At 56.2% G+C, this 16,996-nt stretch carries 14 protein-coding genes; 13 read left to right on the top strand and 1 reads right to left on the bottom strand.

The genetic code is table 11. The annotated features are described in order from the left end of the window. Nucleotides 1-58: 58 nt before the first annotated feature. The 13 genes from M8010_RS13205 (at nucleotide 59) to putP (ending at nucleotide 13,919) form a co-directional block, all read left to right on the top strand. On the top strand, nucleotides 59-613 hold the full coding sequence (locus M8010_RS13205) for a YceD family protein (RefSeq protein ID WP_250091897.1): 555 nt from the start codon (nucleotides 59-61) through the stop codon (nucleotides 611-613). A 71-nt stretch (nucleotides 614-684) separates the two neighbouring features. Then, nucleotides 685-864, top strand: coding sequence for a 50S ribosomal protein L32 (gene rpmF, locus M8010_RS13200; protein WP_250091896.1), 180 nt, complete (start codon nucleotides 685-687; stop codon nucleotides 862-864). Between the two features lie 42 nt (nucleotides 865-906). Then, entirely contained in the window at nucleotides 907-1,908 is a 1,002-nt protein-coding gene (gene plsX, locus M8010_RS13195) for a phosphate acyltransferase PlsX (protein ID WP_502846221.1), read from the top strand. A 128-nt stretch (nucleotides 1,909-2,036) separates the two neighbouring features. Next, nucleotides 2,037-2,978, top strand: a complete 942-nt coding sequence (fabD, locus tag M8010_RS13190) for an ACP S-malonyltransferase (RefSeq protein ID WP_250091892.1) — start codon at nucleotides 2,037-2,039, stop codon at nucleotides 2,976-2,978. A gap of 9 nt (nucleotides 2,979-2,987) precedes the next feature. Beyond that, nucleotides 2,988-3,731, top strand: a complete 744-nt coding sequence (gene fabG / locus M8010_RS13185) for a 3-oxoacyl-ACP reductase FabG (RefSeq protein WP_250091890.1) — start codon at nucleotides 2,988-2,990, stop codon at nucleotides 3,729-3,731. A gap of 132 nt (nucleotides 3,732-3,863) precedes the next feature. Then, on the top strand, nucleotides 3,864-4,097 hold the full coding sequence (acpP, locus tag M8010_RS13180) for an acyl carrier protein (protein WP_012136033.1): 234 nt from the start codon (nucleotides 3,864-3,866) through the stop codon (nucleotides 4,095-4,097). A gap of 119 nt (nucleotides 4,098-4,216) precedes the next feature. Next, on the top strand, nucleotides 4,217-5,464 hold the full coding sequence (fabF, locus tag M8010_RS13175) for a beta-ketoacyl-ACP synthase II (RefSeq protein ID WP_250091888.1): 1,248 nt from the start codon (nucleotides 4,217-4,219) through the stop codon (nucleotides 5,462-5,464). 8 nt (nucleotides 5,465-5,472) lie between these two features. After that, complete coding sequence (gene pabC, locus M8010_RS13170) at nucleotides 5,473-6,288, top strand: aminodeoxychorismate lyase (protein ID WP_250091886.1); 816 nt, start codon at nucleotides 5,473-5,475, stop codon at nucleotides 6,286-6,288. A gap of 5 nt (nucleotides 6,289-6,293) precedes the next feature. Beyond that, a complete protein-coding gene (gene mltG, locus M8010_RS13165) occupies nucleotides 6,294-7,358 on the top strand; it encodes an endolytic transglycosylase MltG (RefSeq protein WP_250091884.1) in 1,065 nt (354 codons plus the stop codon). Then, nucleotides 7,355-7,987 carry a dTMP kinase gene (gene tmk / locus M8010_RS13160; RefSeq protein WP_250091883.1) on the top strand — a complete coding sequence of 211 codons (633 nt, stop codon included), beginning with the start codon at nucleotides 7,355-7,357 and terminating at the stop codon, nucleotides 7,985-7,987. The genes mltG and tmk overlap by 4 nt, the downstream gene beginning before the upstream one ends. A 67-nt stretch (nucleotides 7,988-8,054) precedes the next feature. Beyond that, nucleotides 8,055-8,834 carry an AraC family transcriptional regulator gene (locus M8010_RS13155; protein ID WP_250091880.1) on the top strand — a complete coding sequence of 260 codons (780 nt, stop codon included), beginning with the start codon at nucleotides 8,055-8,057 and terminating at the stop codon, nucleotides 8,832-8,834. Nucleotides 8,835-9,037: 203 nt separating this feature from the next. Next, nucleotides 9,038-12,217, top strand: coding sequence for a bifunctional proline dehydrogenase/L-glutamate gamma-semialdehyde dehydrogenase PutA (gene putA, locus M8010_RS13150; protein WP_250091879.1), 3,180 nt, complete (start codon nucleotides 9,038-9,040; stop codon nucleotides 12,215-12,217). Nucleotides 12,218-12,428: 211 nt separating this feature from the next. Then, a complete protein-coding gene (gene putP / locus M8010_RS13145) occupies nucleotides 12,429-13,919 on the top strand; it encodes a sodium/proline symporter PutP (RefSeq protein WP_250091878.1) in 1,491 nt (496 codons plus the stop codon). 299 nt (nucleotides 13,920-14,218) lie between these two features. Here the strand turns inward: putP and M8010_RS13140 are convergent, their stop codons facing one another. Continuing rightward, nucleotides 14,219-16,813: a bifunctional aconitate hydratase 2/2-methylisocitrate dehydratase gene (locus M8010_RS13140; protein WP_250092694.1), complete on the bottom strand. Its 2,595-nt coding sequence runs from the start codon at nucleotides 16,811-16,813 to the stop codon at nucleotides 14,219-14,221. Nucleotides 16,814-16,996: the final 183 nt, after the last annotated feature.

The raw sequence follows: 16,996 nt of genomic DNA, 5'->3' as shown, positions 1-16,996 counted from the left end.
GCCAAATGCGCATGAAGTCTTTGACAGCAGCGTGCCGGGTCCCTAAAATTGCGCGCCTATGTCGAAAGCCTCAAGTGCCGAGCTGCCCAAAACTGTCGATCCTTATCGTTTGGCAGAGCAAAAGATTGTGTTGGAGGGAGAAATTCCTCTGAAGGCATTGTCTCGCTTTGGTGATTCCGTTTACGGATATGAAGACGGTGCAGTGTGCCGTGTTGAGCTGTCGTTTTCGATGGACAGTGAGCGCAGGCGCATGGTGACAGGTGAGCTGGAAGCACCGGTAATTCTGGAGTGCCAGCGTTGTATGGGGCCCATGCAGAAAACGCTCGTTTCCAGCTTTACGCTCGGTCTGGTAACCAGTGATGAACAGGCGCAGCAGTTGCCCAAAGAGCTTGAACCGTTTCTGACGGACGATTTCAGCGCGAATTTGTGGTCCATGACGGAAGACGAGCTGCTGCTGATTTTGCCTCCGTTCCCGCTTCATGAGCGTGACGAGTGTCCCGCGAGGGAGGAACTGGAAGCTTTCGAACCGGATGCGTCCGGCGTCGAGCCGGTGAAAAAGTCTGAAGATAACCCGTTCAGTGTGCTGGCGGATCTGAAGACAAAGAAACATTAACCAGGTGCCGTTTTCTTGGAAAATCGGTGCGAATCTCATGAACACACGTTTATCAGGTCAGGAGCATAATCATGGCTGTACAGAAATCCCGGAAAACCCGCTCAAAGCGCGGTATGCGCCGCTCGCACGACGCCTTGAGCGCCGCTGCTCTGTCCACTGACGTTACCACCGGTGAAGTGCATCGTCGTCACCACGTGTCGCCGGATGGTTTCTATCGTGGCCGGCAGGTAATTGAGGCCAGCGACGAGTAAATCGTCGCTGGCATCCACCCGCCAATGCGAGATGGAGGGACGGTGAAGCCGGTCACCATCGCTATTGATGCCATGAGTGGTGATCGCGGAGCCGCCGTGGTGGTCTCTGCTGCACTGGATGCGGTGAAAGAAAACGAAGCCTTGAGTCTTGTTCTGGTAGGAATCCGGAGCGAACTTGAGGCTTTGTTGCATGAGGGGCACCCACGAATCCGCATTGTGGAAGCGGCTGATGTGGTTCGAATGAACGAACGGCCCTCCCATGCGCTTCGGCATAAACGCAATTCCTCCATGGCGGTTGCCCTTGGCCTGGTTCGTGATGGCGTTGCCCAGGGTTGTGTGAGTGCCGGTAATACCGGTGCTCTGATGGCTTTCGGGCGATCCCTTATCCGTATGTACCCGGGGATAGAGCGGCCTGCAATCGCCAAGCTGATTCCATCTCTCCGTGGCCGCTGTCACGTGCTTGACCTGGGTGCGAACGTGGACTCTACGGCAGAAAATCTCTATCAGTATGCGCTGATGGGGTCCCTGATGGCATCGGCCATCTGCAGCCAGCCCGAACCCCGTGTCGCGTTGCTTAACGTCGGCGAAGAAGAGATCAAGGGCAATGAGCAAGTGCGGCTCGCGTCTCACATGCTGGCCCAGTGCGATACCATCAATTACATCGGATATATTGAGGGCAGCGATCTGTTCAGAGATGTAGCCGACGTGGTGGTCTGCGACGGGTTCGTGGGCAATATCGCTCTGAAAACCGGCGAGGGTGTTGCCGGGCTACTGATCGAATTGCTGGAGCAGGCATTTACCAAAACGCTCTACGGGAAGTTCGTTGGTCTGCTGGCCCGGCCCATGATCGGACGCCTGCTCAGACTGATGGACCCTTCGCGCCACAATGGTGCCAGCCTCCTCGGGCTTCAGGGCGTGGTCATTAAAAGTCACGGCAACGCGAATGAACGCGCCATGCTGGCGGCAATTCGGCAGGCCGTGCGTGAGGTGGATCTGGAAGTGCCCAGCCGCATCAACGAGCGTCTTGATGACCTGATGTTCTGACCATACCTTTCTGAAAGCCTTCTGAGACTAAAGTCTCTTCCCATATTTGCCAGATTGGCTGTACCGGCCCCGGGGTTGTACTATTGGCTAATCTCCCGTCACCCATTATTAACGGTAAGATTCGCGCTATGAAATCAGCTTTTATTTTTCCCGGACAAGGATCGCAGTCTGTAGGCATGCTGGCCACAGCAGCCGAGAGCTGGCCGATCATAGAAAAAACCTTCCTGGAAGCCTCCGATTTGCTGGGGTATGACCTATGGCACCTGTGCCAGCATGGTCCTGCGGAAGAACTGAACCAGACGACGGTGACGCAGCCCGCTCTGTTGACCGCCAGCGTTGCGCTGTGGCGGCAATGGTTTGTGGCCGGCGGTAAGGCGCCTGATTTTCTTGCCGGGCACAGCCTTGGTGAATACAGCGCCCTGGTGGCGGCCGAAAGCCTGAATTTCTTTGATGCCATCAAGCTGGTGAGGCTGCGTGGTGAACTCATGCAGACGGCTGTGCCAGCCGGTGAAGGCAAGATGGCCGCCATCCTGGGCCTGGAAGATGACGATGTCATCGCGGCCTGCTCTGAGGCCGCCAATGGTGATGTGGTTGCCGCCGTGAACTTCAATGCGCCCGGCCAGGTCGTTATTGCCGGTTCTGCTGCTGCAGTAGAGCGTGCCATTGAGGCCTGCAAGGCTCGTGGTGCTCGCAAGGCAATGCCTCTGCCGGTGAGTGTCCCGTCGCACTGTGCGTTGATGAAGGGCGCCTCAGAGGAGATGGCAGCAGCACTTGATGAAGTCAGTTTTAACGATGCTGTCATTCCCTTGGTTCAGAATGTGACGGCGTCCATTGCCCGGGACAGTGATTCTCTCAAGAGTAATCTGGTCAAGCAGCTATACTCCCCAGTGTTGTGGGCAGACACAATCCGCGAATTGGTGGCTAACGATGTCGGGATCGCGGTAGAGTGCGGCGCGGGTAAGGTGCTTGCTGGCCTGGCAAAGCGGATCGATCGTGATCTGTCGGTCTATGGAATTGAAGAACCGGATGCCCTGGCAAAGGCGTCAGAGGCATTCGGACAGAAAGGATAGGAGCATTGCATGTCTCTTGAAGGTAAAACGGCACTGGTAACCGGTGCAACGCGTGGTATTGGTAAAGCCGTCGCCAGGGCGCTGGCTGATCAGGGCGCAACAGTTATTGGAACGGCAACCAGCGAAGCTGGAGCTGAGACCATTTCGGCCGATCTGAAGGCTGCGGGTGCGAAGGGTTTCGGTATCGTAATGAACGTTGCTGACCCGGAGAGCATCGACGCCGGGCTGAAAGAAGTGAATGAAAAAGCCGGTGCCCCGGTTATCCTGGTCAACAACGCGGGGATTACCCGTGATAACCTGCTAATGCGCCTGAAGGACGACGACTGGTCGTCCGTGATTGAAACCAACCTGTCGAGTGTCTATCGCACCAGCAAGGCCGTTTTGCGCGGTATGGCGAAGGCCAGATGGGGACGGGTAATCAACATCAGCTCTGTGGTTGCCGGAATGGGCAATCCCGGGCAGGCCAATTATTGTGCTGCCAAGGCCGGTGTGGAGGGCTTCACCCGCAGCCTGGCAAAAGAAATGTCGAACCGTGGGATTACAGCCAACTGTGTTGCCCCTGGATTTATTGACACGGATATGACCCGAAAACTGGACGACAAGCAACGCGAGGCTATGATGGAAGTCATACCTGCCGGTCGTCTGGGTGAGCCGGAAGAAGTGGCAGCAGTGGTTGCCTTCCTGGCCTCGGAGGCCGCCGGTTACGTGACAGGCGAAACGATTCACGTTAATGGCGGTATGTACATGGGATAGTCCCTTCGGGGACATGTGCGCAAACCCTTGTTGCACAACATGTTTGAATGGAACCCCTGCTTGTTTGCAGGTATGGTTTAAACTAAACTGGCAGCATTCTAGTTGCTTGGTTGACACAAAAGTGAGGACATTATGAGTACAGTTGAAGAGCGCGTTAAGAAGATCGTTTGCGAACAGTTGGGCGTTAAAGAGTCCGAAGTTCAAAACTCATCTTCTTTTGTAGAGGACCTTGGCGCTGACTCACTGGACACCGTTGAGCTGGTCATGGCACTTGAGGAAGAGTTCGAGACCGAGATTCCGGACGAGGAAGCGGAAAAGCTGGCGAGTGTTCAGGACGCGATCGACTACATCGTCGCGCACACCTGATACTCAGCACGTTTATTGCACCAGGCAAGAAGCCGTCCATGTAATACTGCAATGGGCGGCTTTTTTATTGGTCGAGATATACTGAAACAGTACTTGAAAAGACTTCAGGTGAAAGGGATATGGCTAAACGACGTGTTGTGATAACAGGTATGGGAATGCTCTCGCCGCTGGGTAACGATGTTGACTCGTCCTGGCAGGGCATTCTGGCCGGGCGCAGTGGCATAACCGAGATCGACCGGTTCGATACCACGGGATACAACACACGGATTGGCGGCGGTATCAAAAATCTGGACATGGGCGCCTACCTTTCCACCAAAGACGCCAGGAAGCTGGATCCGTTTATTCACTATGGCGTCATTGCGGCCCAGCAGGCTGTTGATGCCAGTGGCCTTGAAGCCTATGCCGACCTCGACAGAGAGCGGGTGGGTGTTGCCATTGGTTCCGGCATCGGCGGTCTCGAATACATTGAAAAAAACGTGATTACCATGGAGAAGTCAGGCCCAAGGAAGGTATCGCCATTCTTTGTGCCTGCATCCATTATCAACATGATTTCGGGTAATGTCGCCATCCGCTTTGGCTACCAGGGCCCCAACATTGCCATCGTGACGGCCTGTACCACGGGCACGCACAATATTGGATATGCTGCCCGCACCATCGCCTATGGTGATGCAGATGTCATGCTCGCAGGTGGGTCTGAAATGGCGACCACTCGCAGTTCCATCGCTGCGTTTTCGGCAGCAAGGGCGCTGTCTACCCGCAATGATGAGCCCGAAAAGGCAAGCCGGCCCTGGGATTCTGGCCGGGATGGTTTTGTGCTCAGCGATGGTGCCGGCGTAGTCGTGCTTGAGGATCTTGATCATGCAAAACGTCGTGGGGCAACCATCTACGGTGAAATCATCGGTTTTGGTATGAGTGATGACGCTTTTCACATCACTTCTCCGCCTGCAGGAGGAGAGGGTGCTGCTCGTTCAATGAAAAATGCGATTCGCGATGCAGGGCTTGATCCCGAGGCGGTTGACTATATCAACGCCCATGGTACCTCGACTCAGGTAGGTGATGTGGCCGAGGTAGCCGCGGTAAAGTCGGTGTTTGCGGAGCACGCTTATAACTTGTCAGTCAGCAGTACCAAGTCGATGACCGGGCACCTGCTCGGTGCTGCGGGTGCCGTTGAGGCCATTTTCTCGGTGCTGTCAATTCGCGACGGTGTCTTGCCTCCCACCATCAATCTGGAGGAACCGGACGAAGGCTGTGATCTCGACTTTGTGGCGGGTAAGAGCCGCAAGGCCGATATTCGGGTCGCCCTGTCAAACTCCTTCGGATTTGGTGGTACCAACGGTACCCTGATTTTCCAGCGCTACGAAGACTGAGCAGGATCGTGCTGAGTGTTATCCGCGACAGCAGCAATGTTCCCGCCGGTGATCGTGGGTTGGCATACGGCGACGGCCTGTTTGAAACCATCCGTATGCGCGGCCGGCAAGCGGTATTGCGCGGGTTGCATCTGGACCGGTTGGTAACAGATGCGGCTCGGCTGGAGATACCGGTCGAACGTAGTGATCTGGACAGGACGATAACGCAGGCCGGACTCGATTTTGAGGCGGATTTCGAGGGCATTGACTGGGTACTGAAGCTGATTTTGACCCGCGGCAGCGGTGGACGGGGGTACCGGTTGCCCGAGAGCTGCCAGCCCAACCTGATAGTGTCCGTCTCTACCATGCCGCCAGTCCCGGACATCAGCGGAGTTGTGGCAGATTTTTCTCGATTTCCCCTGACAGTGAACCCCCAATTGGCTGGCATCAAAACGCTCAACCGGCTGGAACAGGTGATGGCAAGCCGTGAGTTTACAGGGAGGGAGTTCGAGCTGGTTATGCGGGATGTTGCAGGTAATATGGTTGAGGGCACTCGTACAAACCTGTTTTGCAGGCACGGCGAAAAATGGCTTACTCCGCCAGCCGGGAGTCTCGCGGTAGCCGGCGTTATGAGAAAGTATCTGATTGATTGTCTTCGGGAAGCCGGACATGAGGTTGTCGAGGAATTCATTCCACCATCCATTGTTTCGGCGCCCGATTTCCGGGGGCTTTATCTGACTAACAGCGTTGTGGGAATTGTTCCTGTCCGCAAAATGGGTGGTGTTGATTTGCCAGTGGGTGGCGGGCTTGAGACAATCTCTGACCCTCTGAAAACTTTGGAATAAATAGCTTGTTCAAGAAGTTGTTAATCAGTCTGTTTTGCCTCTTTGTTCTGGCAGTTGCCGGCAGCAGTCTCTGGGTGTGGCAGGGGCTCCAGACCCTTGAGCAACCGGTAGCACTGAATGAACCGGTACTGTTCAGTGTTCCGTCCGGGACTGGTTATGGGCAGGTTGCCCATAAGCTTGAGTTGGAAGATCTTACCGGGAACAGTCTCTGGCTGAAGATACATGGCAGACTCTTTCCAGAGCAGACCCGCCTTAAAGCCGGCGAGTACGAATTCACTGCCGGAATGAGTACTCTGGACATGATCTCGATGATGGTGGCCGGCGCCACGAAACACTGGCAGGTCCAGTTCATTGAAGGCTGGACATTCCGCGATATGCGTCGCGCGCTGGAGGCCAGTAAACGCCTTGAGAAAGTGACCACAGCGTGGACAGACGATCAGATCATGGAAGCCATGGGGGCTGAGGGTGATCATCCCGAGGGACGGTTCTTCCCGGATACCTACCTGTTTACCAGTGATGAGTCTGACCTCGATCTTTTGCGCCGCGCTTTCGAGAGGATGGAGGATGTGCTGGCGTCTGAGTGGGAGGTCAGGGCTGAAAGCCTGCCTTACAAGTCTCCTTACGAGGCACTGATTATGGCATCCATCGTTGAACGTGAAACCGGCGCCGCTCACGAGCGGGAAGAAGTAGCCGGTGTTTTCGTCCGCCGCCTGGAGCAAGGAATGAGGCTGCAGACGGACCCCACCGTGATCTATGGCATGGGGGAAAACTACCAGGGACGGATCACCCGCCGCGATTTGCAAACCCGCACTGACTACAACACTTATCGGATCGATGGGCTGCCACCGACACCCATTGCATTGCCCGGTAAGGAGGCGATTCACGCGGCACTCAACCCGGCGGATGGTGATGCGCTGTATTTTGTGGCTCGTGGTGACGGCACTCACAAGTTTTCCCGGACGTTGCAGGAGCATCAGAAGGCGGTACGGGAGTTTCAGCTCAACCGCCGCTCTGACTACCGCTCCTCGCCTGCACCTGTTACTGACCCCGACTCCGGGGGTGCCGAATGACCATCCGCGGACATTTCATTACCTTTGAGGGGACCGAGGGCGTTGGTAAATCCACCCAGATGGCAAATGCAGCGACTGCCCTGGAGATGCTCGGTGTCGACTTTATCGTGACTCGGGAGCCCGGCGGTACGCCCATGGCTGAATCCATTCGCGAACTCTTGCTGGCGCCCCGGGACGAGCCGGTCAATGACATGACCGAGTTGCTGCTGATGTTCGCTGCGCGCGCCCAGCACCTCTATACCCGCATACTTCCGGAACTGGAGTCAGGGCGTTGGGTGCTGTGTGACCGCTTCACCGACGCCACCTTTGCCTATCAGGGAGGAGGGCGGGGCGTGCCCGGAGAGCAGATTGCCCAACTGGAAAGTCTGGTGCAGGGAAGCTTTCGCCCTGATCAGGTTATTCTGCTGGATGCGCCGGTTGAAACCGGCATGATTCGCGCCCGTCACCGGGGCGAGCTGGACCGGTTTGAGCAGGAAGCCGTCGCCTTCTTTGAACGCATTCGCCGGACCTACCTCGAACGGGCGGCAGCAGACCCTGGCCGATATCACATAGTGGATGCGGCACAGCCCCTGGAGGCAGTCAGCGAAGATGTTACCAGTCTGATCGAAAGCTTGGTGCATCGGTCCTGATCGTGCATGTTGCGCGATGTTCTGCTTTAATTGAGTAACATTCTCAGTCAATCTCCGGGTCGCGGGTATGTTGAACGCACGCTTGCTCAAGCTTCCAACGGCTTCTCATCACCACCGCCACGAACATCACCAGATTGTTGTGGGGGTTCGCGGAGAGGCTGATCTCAGCGTAGACGGAACCGGTTCCCACCTGGATACCTGGCGTGCATGCCTGGTGCCCACCGAAGCCAGGCACGATTATTGTGGCGACCTTCAGAATCACGTTCTGGTGATCAATCTTGATCCCTATATGCCCGCTCTCAACAGCCCGGCTCATAGCGAATACGAGACGCTGGCCCCGTTATTCGAGAAGCCGCGTACGTTGGTGCTGGATAGCAAGTTGCAGGGACTGGTGCAGTTTGTCGCCGGAGAGTTTGATCGCTCGCCGGATAACGAGGGCATGAAGCATCATATGGGTGCCAGCATTCTGCACTGCATGGCTGAGCGCCTGAGTGAAGGCCGGGAAGTTCGCCAGAATCGTCACGCCATAAGCCCGGACACCATACGGCGCTATATCATGGAAAATATCCAACGCAAGATTACCGTCAACGACCTTGCTGGTGTTGCCTGCCTCAGCGTCAGCCGCTTTCATGAAATGTTTCGTGAGGTGGTTGGCGTTACGCCCCACCAGTTCCTTCTGCAGACCCGCCTGGATCAGGCGGTGCAGTTGTTGACTATGACCCCCCTGTCGGTGGCGGAAGTCAGTTACCGGACTGGATTCTCCTCTCAGAGTGCTCTCACCAATGCCCTCAGAAAACACAAGGGCACAACACCTTCCAGACTACGAATTGATGGCAAAGTTGCCTGATTTGCTAAAAAGCTCCCATTTCCGGATGAATTTACAAATAAATCGTAGGATTTTGTAAGCTTGTGATCCGTAGTAATACTAACTTATAGGGGAAGCTGGTCATCTTCCGGGCGCGGAATGGATTCGTGCGTGTTGTCTGACCCAAACAGAATAATAAATTCTGGTATTCGGCTGACGGCCGGTGCCATCGACGGGGCGCTAACATGTTCAATGCAAGCAAGGTTTTAGAGCCTGCATTTCAGGAACAGCCGAAACCTTTCTTCTGGCAGGGAGTTCTTGCCAATTACGCCGTCGATGAAGCGAAATACCTGAGCGAACTGATTCCCCTGGCCGAGAGTGACGCTGCGGAGCATCGTGCCGTCACCCAAATAGCTACCAGCCTGATCAGAAAAGTCAGGGAGCAGGATGACTCCGTCCACATGATCGATGCGCTCCTTCAGGAGTACAGCCTGGATACGCAGGAAGGCATCCTGCTGATGTGTCTGGCTGAAGCATTGATGCGTATTCCCGATAAATACACGGCGGATGCCCTGATTCAGGACAAGCTCTCCGATGCCGACTGGAAAAAGCACGTAGGCCGCAGCGAATCCACCCTCGTTAATGCCTCTACCTGGGGGCTGCTGTTGACGGGGAGGGTGGTCAAAATGGACAGGCGCCTCGACGGCTCACCCTCCAGCATCTGGCACCGTCTGGTCAAACGCAGCGGTGAGCCAGTAATTCGCAGTGCCATGTACCGGGCCATGGCCATCATGGGAAAACAGTTCGTTCTCGGCCGTAATATTGACGAGGCCTTGAGGAACGCCCAAGAATACCGCGATATGGGTTACACCTATTCCTTCGATATGCTGGGCGAAGCGGCAATGACCAGTGATGACGCTGCCCGCTACCTGAAGGATTACATGGATGCCATTCAATCCGTCGGAAACGACAGCTATCCCGACAGTGATATTTCGCCCCCCTCAATTTCCATCAAGCTTTCCGCGCTTCATCCCAGATTTGAGGCATCCCAGGAAGAGCGTGTTCTGCAGGAACTGGGCGCTACACTTACGGATCTTCTGACATTTGCCCGTGAGAACAAGGTGTCGATTACGATTGATGCCGAGGAAATGGATCGTCTGGAAATCTCCCTGAAACTGTTTGAAAAAGTCTTCAGCTCGCCGGTTGCCAGAGGGTGGGACGGATTCGGGATGGTTGTTCAGGCTTATTCCAAACGGGCGCTGCCGGTTTTGTGCTGGCTCACAAAACTGGCGAAGGAACAGGGCGACGAGATTCCCATCCGGTTGGTCAAAGGGGCCTATTGGGATACCGAAATCAAGATCTGTCAGCAGCTGGGGCTGGAGAGTTACCCGGTATTCACCCGCAAGGAAGCCACCGATACGTCTTACCTTGCGTGCCTTCGATTTCTGTTGAGTGACTATACCGAAGGGGCGTTGTACCCACAGCTGGCGAGCCATAACGCCCACACCGTTGCCTCGGTGCTCGCCATGGCGAAGACCAAACGCCGCCGGATCGAGTTCCAGCGACTGCATGGTATGGGAGATGCGCTTTACAACAGTATCCTCCAGGAGAACGATATTCCCGTGCGTATTTACGCACCGGTAGGCGCCCACAAGGAACTGTTGCCGTACCTGGTCCGTCGACTACTGGAAAACGGCGCCAACTCGTCATTCGTTCATCGTCTGGTGGACGCGGAGACCCCAATTGAGGATCTCGTTCAGAATCCGGTCCATGAGCTACAGAAATATGACTCCCTTCCCAATGACCGGATTCCGGCACCAACTCATATCTATGGTGAAGAGCGCCGCAATGCCAGAGGTATGAATATTCATGTTGCTGCCGACCTTGAGCCGCTGCTGAACCATCTCTCCGGATGCTCGGAATCCGGCTGGCAGGCGGCCCCGGTCATTGGTGGAGAGCAAAGGCGCGAGGGAAGTCCCAGAGAAATTACCGCTCCCTACGACACTACTCAACCGGTTGGGCATGTTTATTGGAGCACCGAATCCCAGGCAGCCGAAGCTCTTGACGCAGCCAGTGCGGGTTTCCCCGGGTGGCGCGATCGTCCCGTCGAGGAGCGGGCCCGATGCCTAGAAAAATATGCCGATCTGCTGGAATCCCACATGGAAGAGCTGATGGCGATCTGTTGCCGCGAAGCGGGTAAAACCATGCAGGATGGCATCGACGAAGTTCGGGAAGCTGTTGATTTTTGTCGTTATTACGCCATTCAAGGCCGGGCTCGATTCGGCGATGCCATGGCTTTGCCGGGGCCGACGGGAGAAAGCAACGAACTCTATATGGAAGGGCGTGGTGTGTTTCTCTGCATCAGCCCCTGGAATTTCCCGTTGGCCATATTTACCGGCCAGATCATGGCTGCGCTGGTTGCCGGCAATACTGTGATCGCCAAACCGGCGGAACAGACAAGCCTGGTAGCGGGCCGCGCCTTTGAGCTGATGCTTGAGGCCGGATTTCCACCTGATGTAATTCAACTTTTACCCGGTGATGGTGCAACAATCGGCGGCAGACTGACCCCGGACCCCAGGATTGCCGGCGTCGCCTTCACCGGCTCTACACAGGTAGCCCATATCCTCAATCGTACCCTTGCGCAGCGTGAGGGAGCAATCGTGCCTCTTATCGCAGAAACAGGCGGGCAGAATGCCATGATTGTGGACAGCAGCGCGTTACCGGAGCAGGTGGTCAGGGATGTTGTCCAGTCCGCCTTTGCCAGTGCTGGGCAGCGATGTTCTGCACTGCGTGTGCTTTATATCCAGAAAGAGGTGGCCGAGCGGATGGAAACCCTGCTGGCGGGAGCCATGCAGGAGCTGTCAGTTGGTAATCCGGAACGACACAGTACCGACGTTGGGCCGGTGATCGATGATGAAGCACGGTCCAGCTTGCAGTCACATCTGGCCGATCTGAACAAAGGCGCGCGATTTATTGCCAGCGCGCCATTGCCTGAATCCTGTCAGTCGGGGTACTTCATTCCGCCCACCGCCTACGGGATTTCGGGCATAAAAGAGTTAAAAAACGAACATTTCGGGCCGATTGTTCACGTTGTCCGCTACACTGCAGAGAAGCTGGATGATGTCATCGACGAAATCAACGCTGCAGGGTATGGCCTTACGCTGGGAATCCACAGCCGCAGTGAATCCACCGCTGCCTATATCGAACAGCGTGTAAAAGTGGGCAATACCTACGTCAACCGTAACCAGATAGGTGCGGTTGTCGGTGTTCAACCCTTTGGTGGTCGGGGCCTGTCGGGCACCGGACCCAAAGCCGGTGGACCGCATTATCTGCTGCGGTTTGCCACCGAGAGAACCCGCACCATCAACACGACGGCGGTGGGAGGTAATGCCTCGCTGCTGTCCCTTGGGATTGAAAGGGTGTAAACGGCGCTATGCTCGTACAGCAGGGCGAAACAAAAACTGACGGACAGGAGGTAAGCATTGCGATGCGGAGGCTGGCGCTTTAGGCAGTAGCGCCTCATCATTTGGGCAAGAAAAAGCGTTAAAAAAACAAAGGGTGCGACTATCCGATTAAACAGGGTAAACGCGCCAACCGGTCGGAGTCAGATCCGTCCAATTGAACTGGAGGAGTTTCATGGCTATTGGTGTTTGGATTAGTCTATTTGCTTACTTTGCGCTCATGATCGCTATCGGCGTTTATGCAATGCGCAGGGCTACGTCTTCATCTGAAGATTACATGCTGGGTGGCCGAGCGCTCAGTCCAAAAGTGGCGGCTTTGTCGGCTGGTGCTTCGGATATGAGTGGTTGGTTGCTCCTGGGCCTGCCCGGGGCGATGTTCGTATCTGGTCTGGGCTCTGCCTGGATTGGTATCGGTCTGCTCGTGGGTGCGTTCTTTAACTGGACCCTGGTGGCTCCGCGCCTTCGTGAACAGACGGTTCACTACGGCAACGCGATAACCATTCCATCCTTCCTGGCAAACCGGTTCCCGACTCAGGCACTGTCGCTGAGAACGGTATCCGCTGTCGTCATCGTTATCTTCTTCGCGGTCTACACGGCCTCCGGCCTGGTAGCAGGTGGTAAACTGTTCGAGAGCGCATTCTCAGGCATCTTCAACTTCGGTGGTTTGAGCGATTACGCGGTGGGCATCGTGATCACGTTGGGCGTGGTACTTGTCTATACCGTGGTTGGCGGCTTCCTGGCTGTGAGCATGACGGACTTCGTGCAAGGCTGCATCATGATGCTGGCACTGGTGATCATGCCGGCGGTTGTGCTCTTTGGCGAAGGCGGCGGCGGATTTGCGCAGGCGTCGCAGACTCTGAATGAAGTCGACCCCACGTTGCTATCCTGGACGGAGGGATTGACGCTTATTGGCTGGTTGTCTGCTGTAACCTGGGGTCTTGGTTATTTTGGCCAGCCACACATCATTGTGCGGTTCATGGCGATCCGTACACTTAAAGAGGTACCGACTGCCCGTAACATCGGCATGGGCTGGATGCTTATCTCGCTGATTGGCGCTGTCTCTCTGGGCGTGTTCGGTCGGGCCTACGCAATCCGCAATGGCATGGATGTTCAGGATCCGGAGACCATCTTTATTATCCTGGCGGATCTGCTTTTCCATCCGTTGATCACTGGTTTCCTCTACGCTGCGCTGCTTGCAGCGGTCATGAGTACCATCTCCAGTCAGTTGCTGGTGTCGTCTTCATCACTGACCGAGGACTTCTACCGTCTGTTCCTGCGAAAAGAAGCGGACGATAAAGAATGCGTAAGGGTTGGCCGAATTTGTGTCGTGCTGGTTGGTCTGGTTGCAGCGGTTATTGCATCCGATCCGAACTCTCAGGTTCTGGCGCTGGTCAGTAACGCCTGGGCAGGCTTCGGGGCTGCATTCGGCCCGCTGATCCTCCTGTCGCTGATGTGGCCGCGTACCAACGGTGCTGGCGCTATCGCCGGCATGGTGGCAGGTGCTGCTACCGTTATCATCTGGATCTCGCTGGGCTGGAACGGCTCGTTCATGGGTGGTCCTGGCGTGTACGAGATCATTCCTGGCTTCATCATTGCCTGGGTTGCCATCATGGTGGTGAGCCTTGCTACTGAAGATGCCGGCGAGTATCAGCACATCACCCGGTAAAAAAAGAGCACTTATAACGCTCTGAATAATGACAGGGGCTCCTTAGGGGGCCCCTTTTTTGTAGTGGGGTGGGCCCGCCGCGGGGGTATATCCTCGGAGTTAGATCGGGCACGGTGTGGGGTGCCTTTTCTGCCGGGAAAAAGGTGTCTGAGCGCAGCGAGTTCTTTTTCCCAGAAGAAAAAGTACCCCGCGGCGGGCCCAGCCTCACGATCTGTCAGGCTACTTCTGTGTAACCAGCCACAAAAAACGCCAGCCCGGAGGCTGGCGTTTTCATGGAGCTAAACCGTTAAGGTCAGGTCTTAAGCGACGTTCGCTTCAGATGCCTTGCTGGTGTATTTCTCCATCTGGTCGAAGTTGAGATACTTGTAGATCTCTTTCGACATGCTGTTCAGGTTCTTGGCGTACTCCATGTACTCCGCAGCGGAGGGCAGTTTGCCCAGTACCGCGCCGACTGCCGCCAGTTCCGCAGAGGTCAGGTACACGTTGGCACCATCGCCCAGGCGGTTGGGGAAGTTACGAGTGGACGTGGACAGCACGGTGCTCTTGGCTGCCACACGCGCCTGGTTGCCCATGCACAGGGAGCAGCCCGGCATCTCGGTGCGAACACCGGCGGTGCCGTAGATGTTGAAGTAGCCTTCTTCCATCAACTGGGCCTGGTCCATCTTGGTGGGAGGAGACATCCACAGACGGGTCTTCAGGGGTTCTTTGTTCTGTGCCAGCAGTTTGCCGGCGGCACGGAAGTGACCGATGTTGGTCATACAGGAACCGATGAACACTTCGTCTACCTTGTCGCCAGCCACTTCGGACAGGGTGCGCGCATCGTCCGGATCATTCGGGCAGCAGACGATCGGCTCTTTGATCTCGGCCAGGTCGATTTCCACCACATGCGAGTACTCGGCGTCCTTGTCCGCACGCATCAGCTTCGGATCGGCAATCCATTCTTCCATTTGCTGGGCGCGACGCTCCAGGGTACGAGGGTCGCCGTAACCTTCGGCAATCATCCAGCGCAGCATGGTGATGTTGGAGCGCAGGTACTCGGCGACAGACTCTTCCGACAGGTTGATGGTACAACCGGCTGCGGAGCGTTCGGCGGAGGCGTCAGAAAGCTCGAACGCCTGCTCGACGGTGAGGTGTTCGAGGCCCTCAATTTCCAGGATGCGACCGGAGAATTCGTTGATCTTTCCCTTCTTCTCAACCGTCAGCATGCCCTGCTTGATGCCGTACAGCGGGATCGCGTGTACCAGGTCGCGCAGGGTGATGCCTGGCTGCATTTCGCCTTTGAAGCGCACCAGAACCGATTCCGGCATATCCAGCGGCATAACGCCAGTGGCTGCAGCAAACGCAACCAGGCCAGAACCGGCCGGGAAGGAGATGCCCATCGGGAAACGGGTGTGGGAGTCACCACCGGTACCGACGGTGTCCGGCAGCAGCATGCGGTTCAGCCACGAGTGGATGATGCCGTCGCCCGGGCGCAGGGAAACACCGCCACGGGTACGGATAAAGTCCGGCATGGTGTGCTGCATTTCCACGTCAACCGGCTTGGGATAGGCGGCAGTGTGACAGAAGGACTGCATCACCAGGTCTGCCTGGAAGCCCAGGCACGCCAGGTCTTTCAGCTCGTCACGGGTCATCGGGCCGGTGGTGTCCTGGGAGCCGACGGTAGTCATGTGCGGTTCGCAGTAGGTACCCGGGCGAACGCCTTTGCCTTCTTCCAGGCCACAGGCCTTGCCGACCATCTTCTGGCCCAGGGTGAAGCCCTTGGTGCCGGCTTCCGGGTCGTCAGGCAGACGGAAGATGTCAGTGGCGCCCATGCCCAGTGCGGTGCGGGCTTTGGCGGTCAGGCCGCGGCCGATGATCAGCGGAATACGGCCGCCGGCCTGAACTTCGTCCAGAATGACTTCGGATTTGAAGCCGAATTCGGAAATGGTTTCGCCAGCCTCGTTCAGAACCTTACCTTCGTATGGGCGAATTTCGATGACGTCGCCCATATTCATGTTATCAACAGGTGCTTCGAAGACCAGCGCGCCGGCGTCTTCCATGGTATTGAAGAAGATCGGGGCAACTTTATTGCCGATACAGACGCCACCGGTGCGCTTATTGGGTACGCCCGGCATGTCTTCGCCGAAGAACCACAGAACAGAGTTGGTTGCAGACTTGCGTGAAGAGCCGGTACCCACAACGTCGCCAACGAAGACAACGGGAAGACCCTTGGCCTTGATTTCATCAATCTGAGCCATGGGGCCGGTAACGCCGGGCTCGTCCGGCTCGAGGCCGTCACGCTCCATTTTATAGGCTGCGCGGGCGTGCAGCGGGATATCCGGGCGTGACCAGGCATCCGGGGCCGGGGACAGGTCATCGGTGTTGGTTTCGCCGGTAACCTTGAACACCACCATCTTGGTGCTCTCGGGAACCTTCTTCTTGTTGGTGAACCACTCGGCGTTGGCCCAGGATTCAACCACGGACTTGGCAACGGCGTTGCCGGCGTCCATTTTCTCTTTCACATCGTTGAAGGCATCAAACATCAGCAGCGTGTGCTTGAGCTCTATACCGGCCAGCTCGGCCAGTTCGCTGTCGTCCAGAAGGTCAACCAGCGTGGCGATGTTGTAGCCGCCCTGCATCATGCCCAGCAACTGGACCGCTTTCTTCTTGTCGATCAGTGGGGAAGTGGCTTCACCCTTCACGATGGCAGACAGGAAAGCGGCTTTCACATAAGCGGCTTCGTCTACGCCCGGCGGTATACGGTTTTCCAGCAGGTAAACAAGCGTTTCTTCTTCACCGGCCGGTGGATTTTTCAGCAATTCGACCAGCGCGGCGGTCTGCTCGGGATTCAGCGGCTTGGGGGGAATTCCCAGAGCTTCGCGTTCTGCAACGTGTTCACGATAGGCTTCTAACACGATATGGACCCTCATCAGTTGGAATGTTCCGCGTCGTGGGCGTCTTTGCCCGACGGGAGTTTTATGGCGAAAAGGTGTTAAGTTGGCGCTGCATTCTATAGGAAAGCCCTTATAAAGTTAAGTTGGACAGAGGTCGGAGGAAGCTGTTGTCTGCGTTATACTCGCCTGCCGCACATCAATACT

Origin of the sequence: Marinobacter sp. ATCH36, assembly GCF_023555055.1 — a bacterium.
Lineage (GTDB): Bacteria > Pseudomonadota > Gammaproteobacteria > Pseudomonadales > Oleiphilaceae > Marinobacter.
Note: the sequence above shows the minus strand (reverse complement) of the source record. Positions and strands in the feature narration are given on the sequence as shown.

Excerpts from the sequence above, each read along its gene's own strand:
- M8010_RS13205 (WP_250091897.1), top strand. The coding sequence starts at position 59 with ATGTCGAAAGCCTCAAGTGCCGAGCTGCCCAAAACTGTCGATCCTTAT.
- rpmF (WP_250091896.1), top strand. The coding sequence starts at position 685 with ATGGCTGTACAGAAATCCCGGAAAACCCGCTCAAAGCGCGGTATGCGC.
- fabD (WP_250091892.1), top strand. The coding sequence starts at position 2,037 with ATGAAATCAGCTTTTATTTTTCCCGGACAAGGATCGCAGTCTGTAGGC.
- fabG (WP_250091890.1), top strand. The coding sequence starts at position 2,988 with ATGTCTCTTGAAGGTAAAACGGCACTGGTAACCGGTGCAACGCGTGGT.
- acpP (WP_012136033.1), top strand. The coding sequence starts at position 3,864 with ATGAGTACAGTTGAAGAGCGCGTTAAGAAGATCGTTTGCGAACAGTTG.
- fabF (WP_250091888.1), top strand. The coding sequence starts at position 4,217 with ATGGCTAAACGACGTGTTGTGATAACAGGTATGGGAATGCTCTCGCCG.
- tmk (WP_250091883.1), top strand. The coding sequence starts at position 7,355 with ATGACCATCCGCGGACATTTCATTACCTTTGAGGGGACCGAGGGCGTT.
- M8010_RS13155 (WP_250091880.1), top strand. The coding sequence starts at position 8,055 with ATGTTGAACGCACGCTTGCTCAAGCTTCCAACGGCTTCTCATCACCAC.
- putA (WP_250091879.1), top strand. The coding sequence starts at position 9,038 with ATGTTCAATGCAAGCAAGGTTTTAGAGCCTGCATTTCAGGAACAGCCG.
- putP (WP_250091878.1), top strand. The coding sequence starts at position 12,429 with ATGGCTATTGGTGTTTGGATTAGTCTATTTGCTTACTTTGCGCTCATG.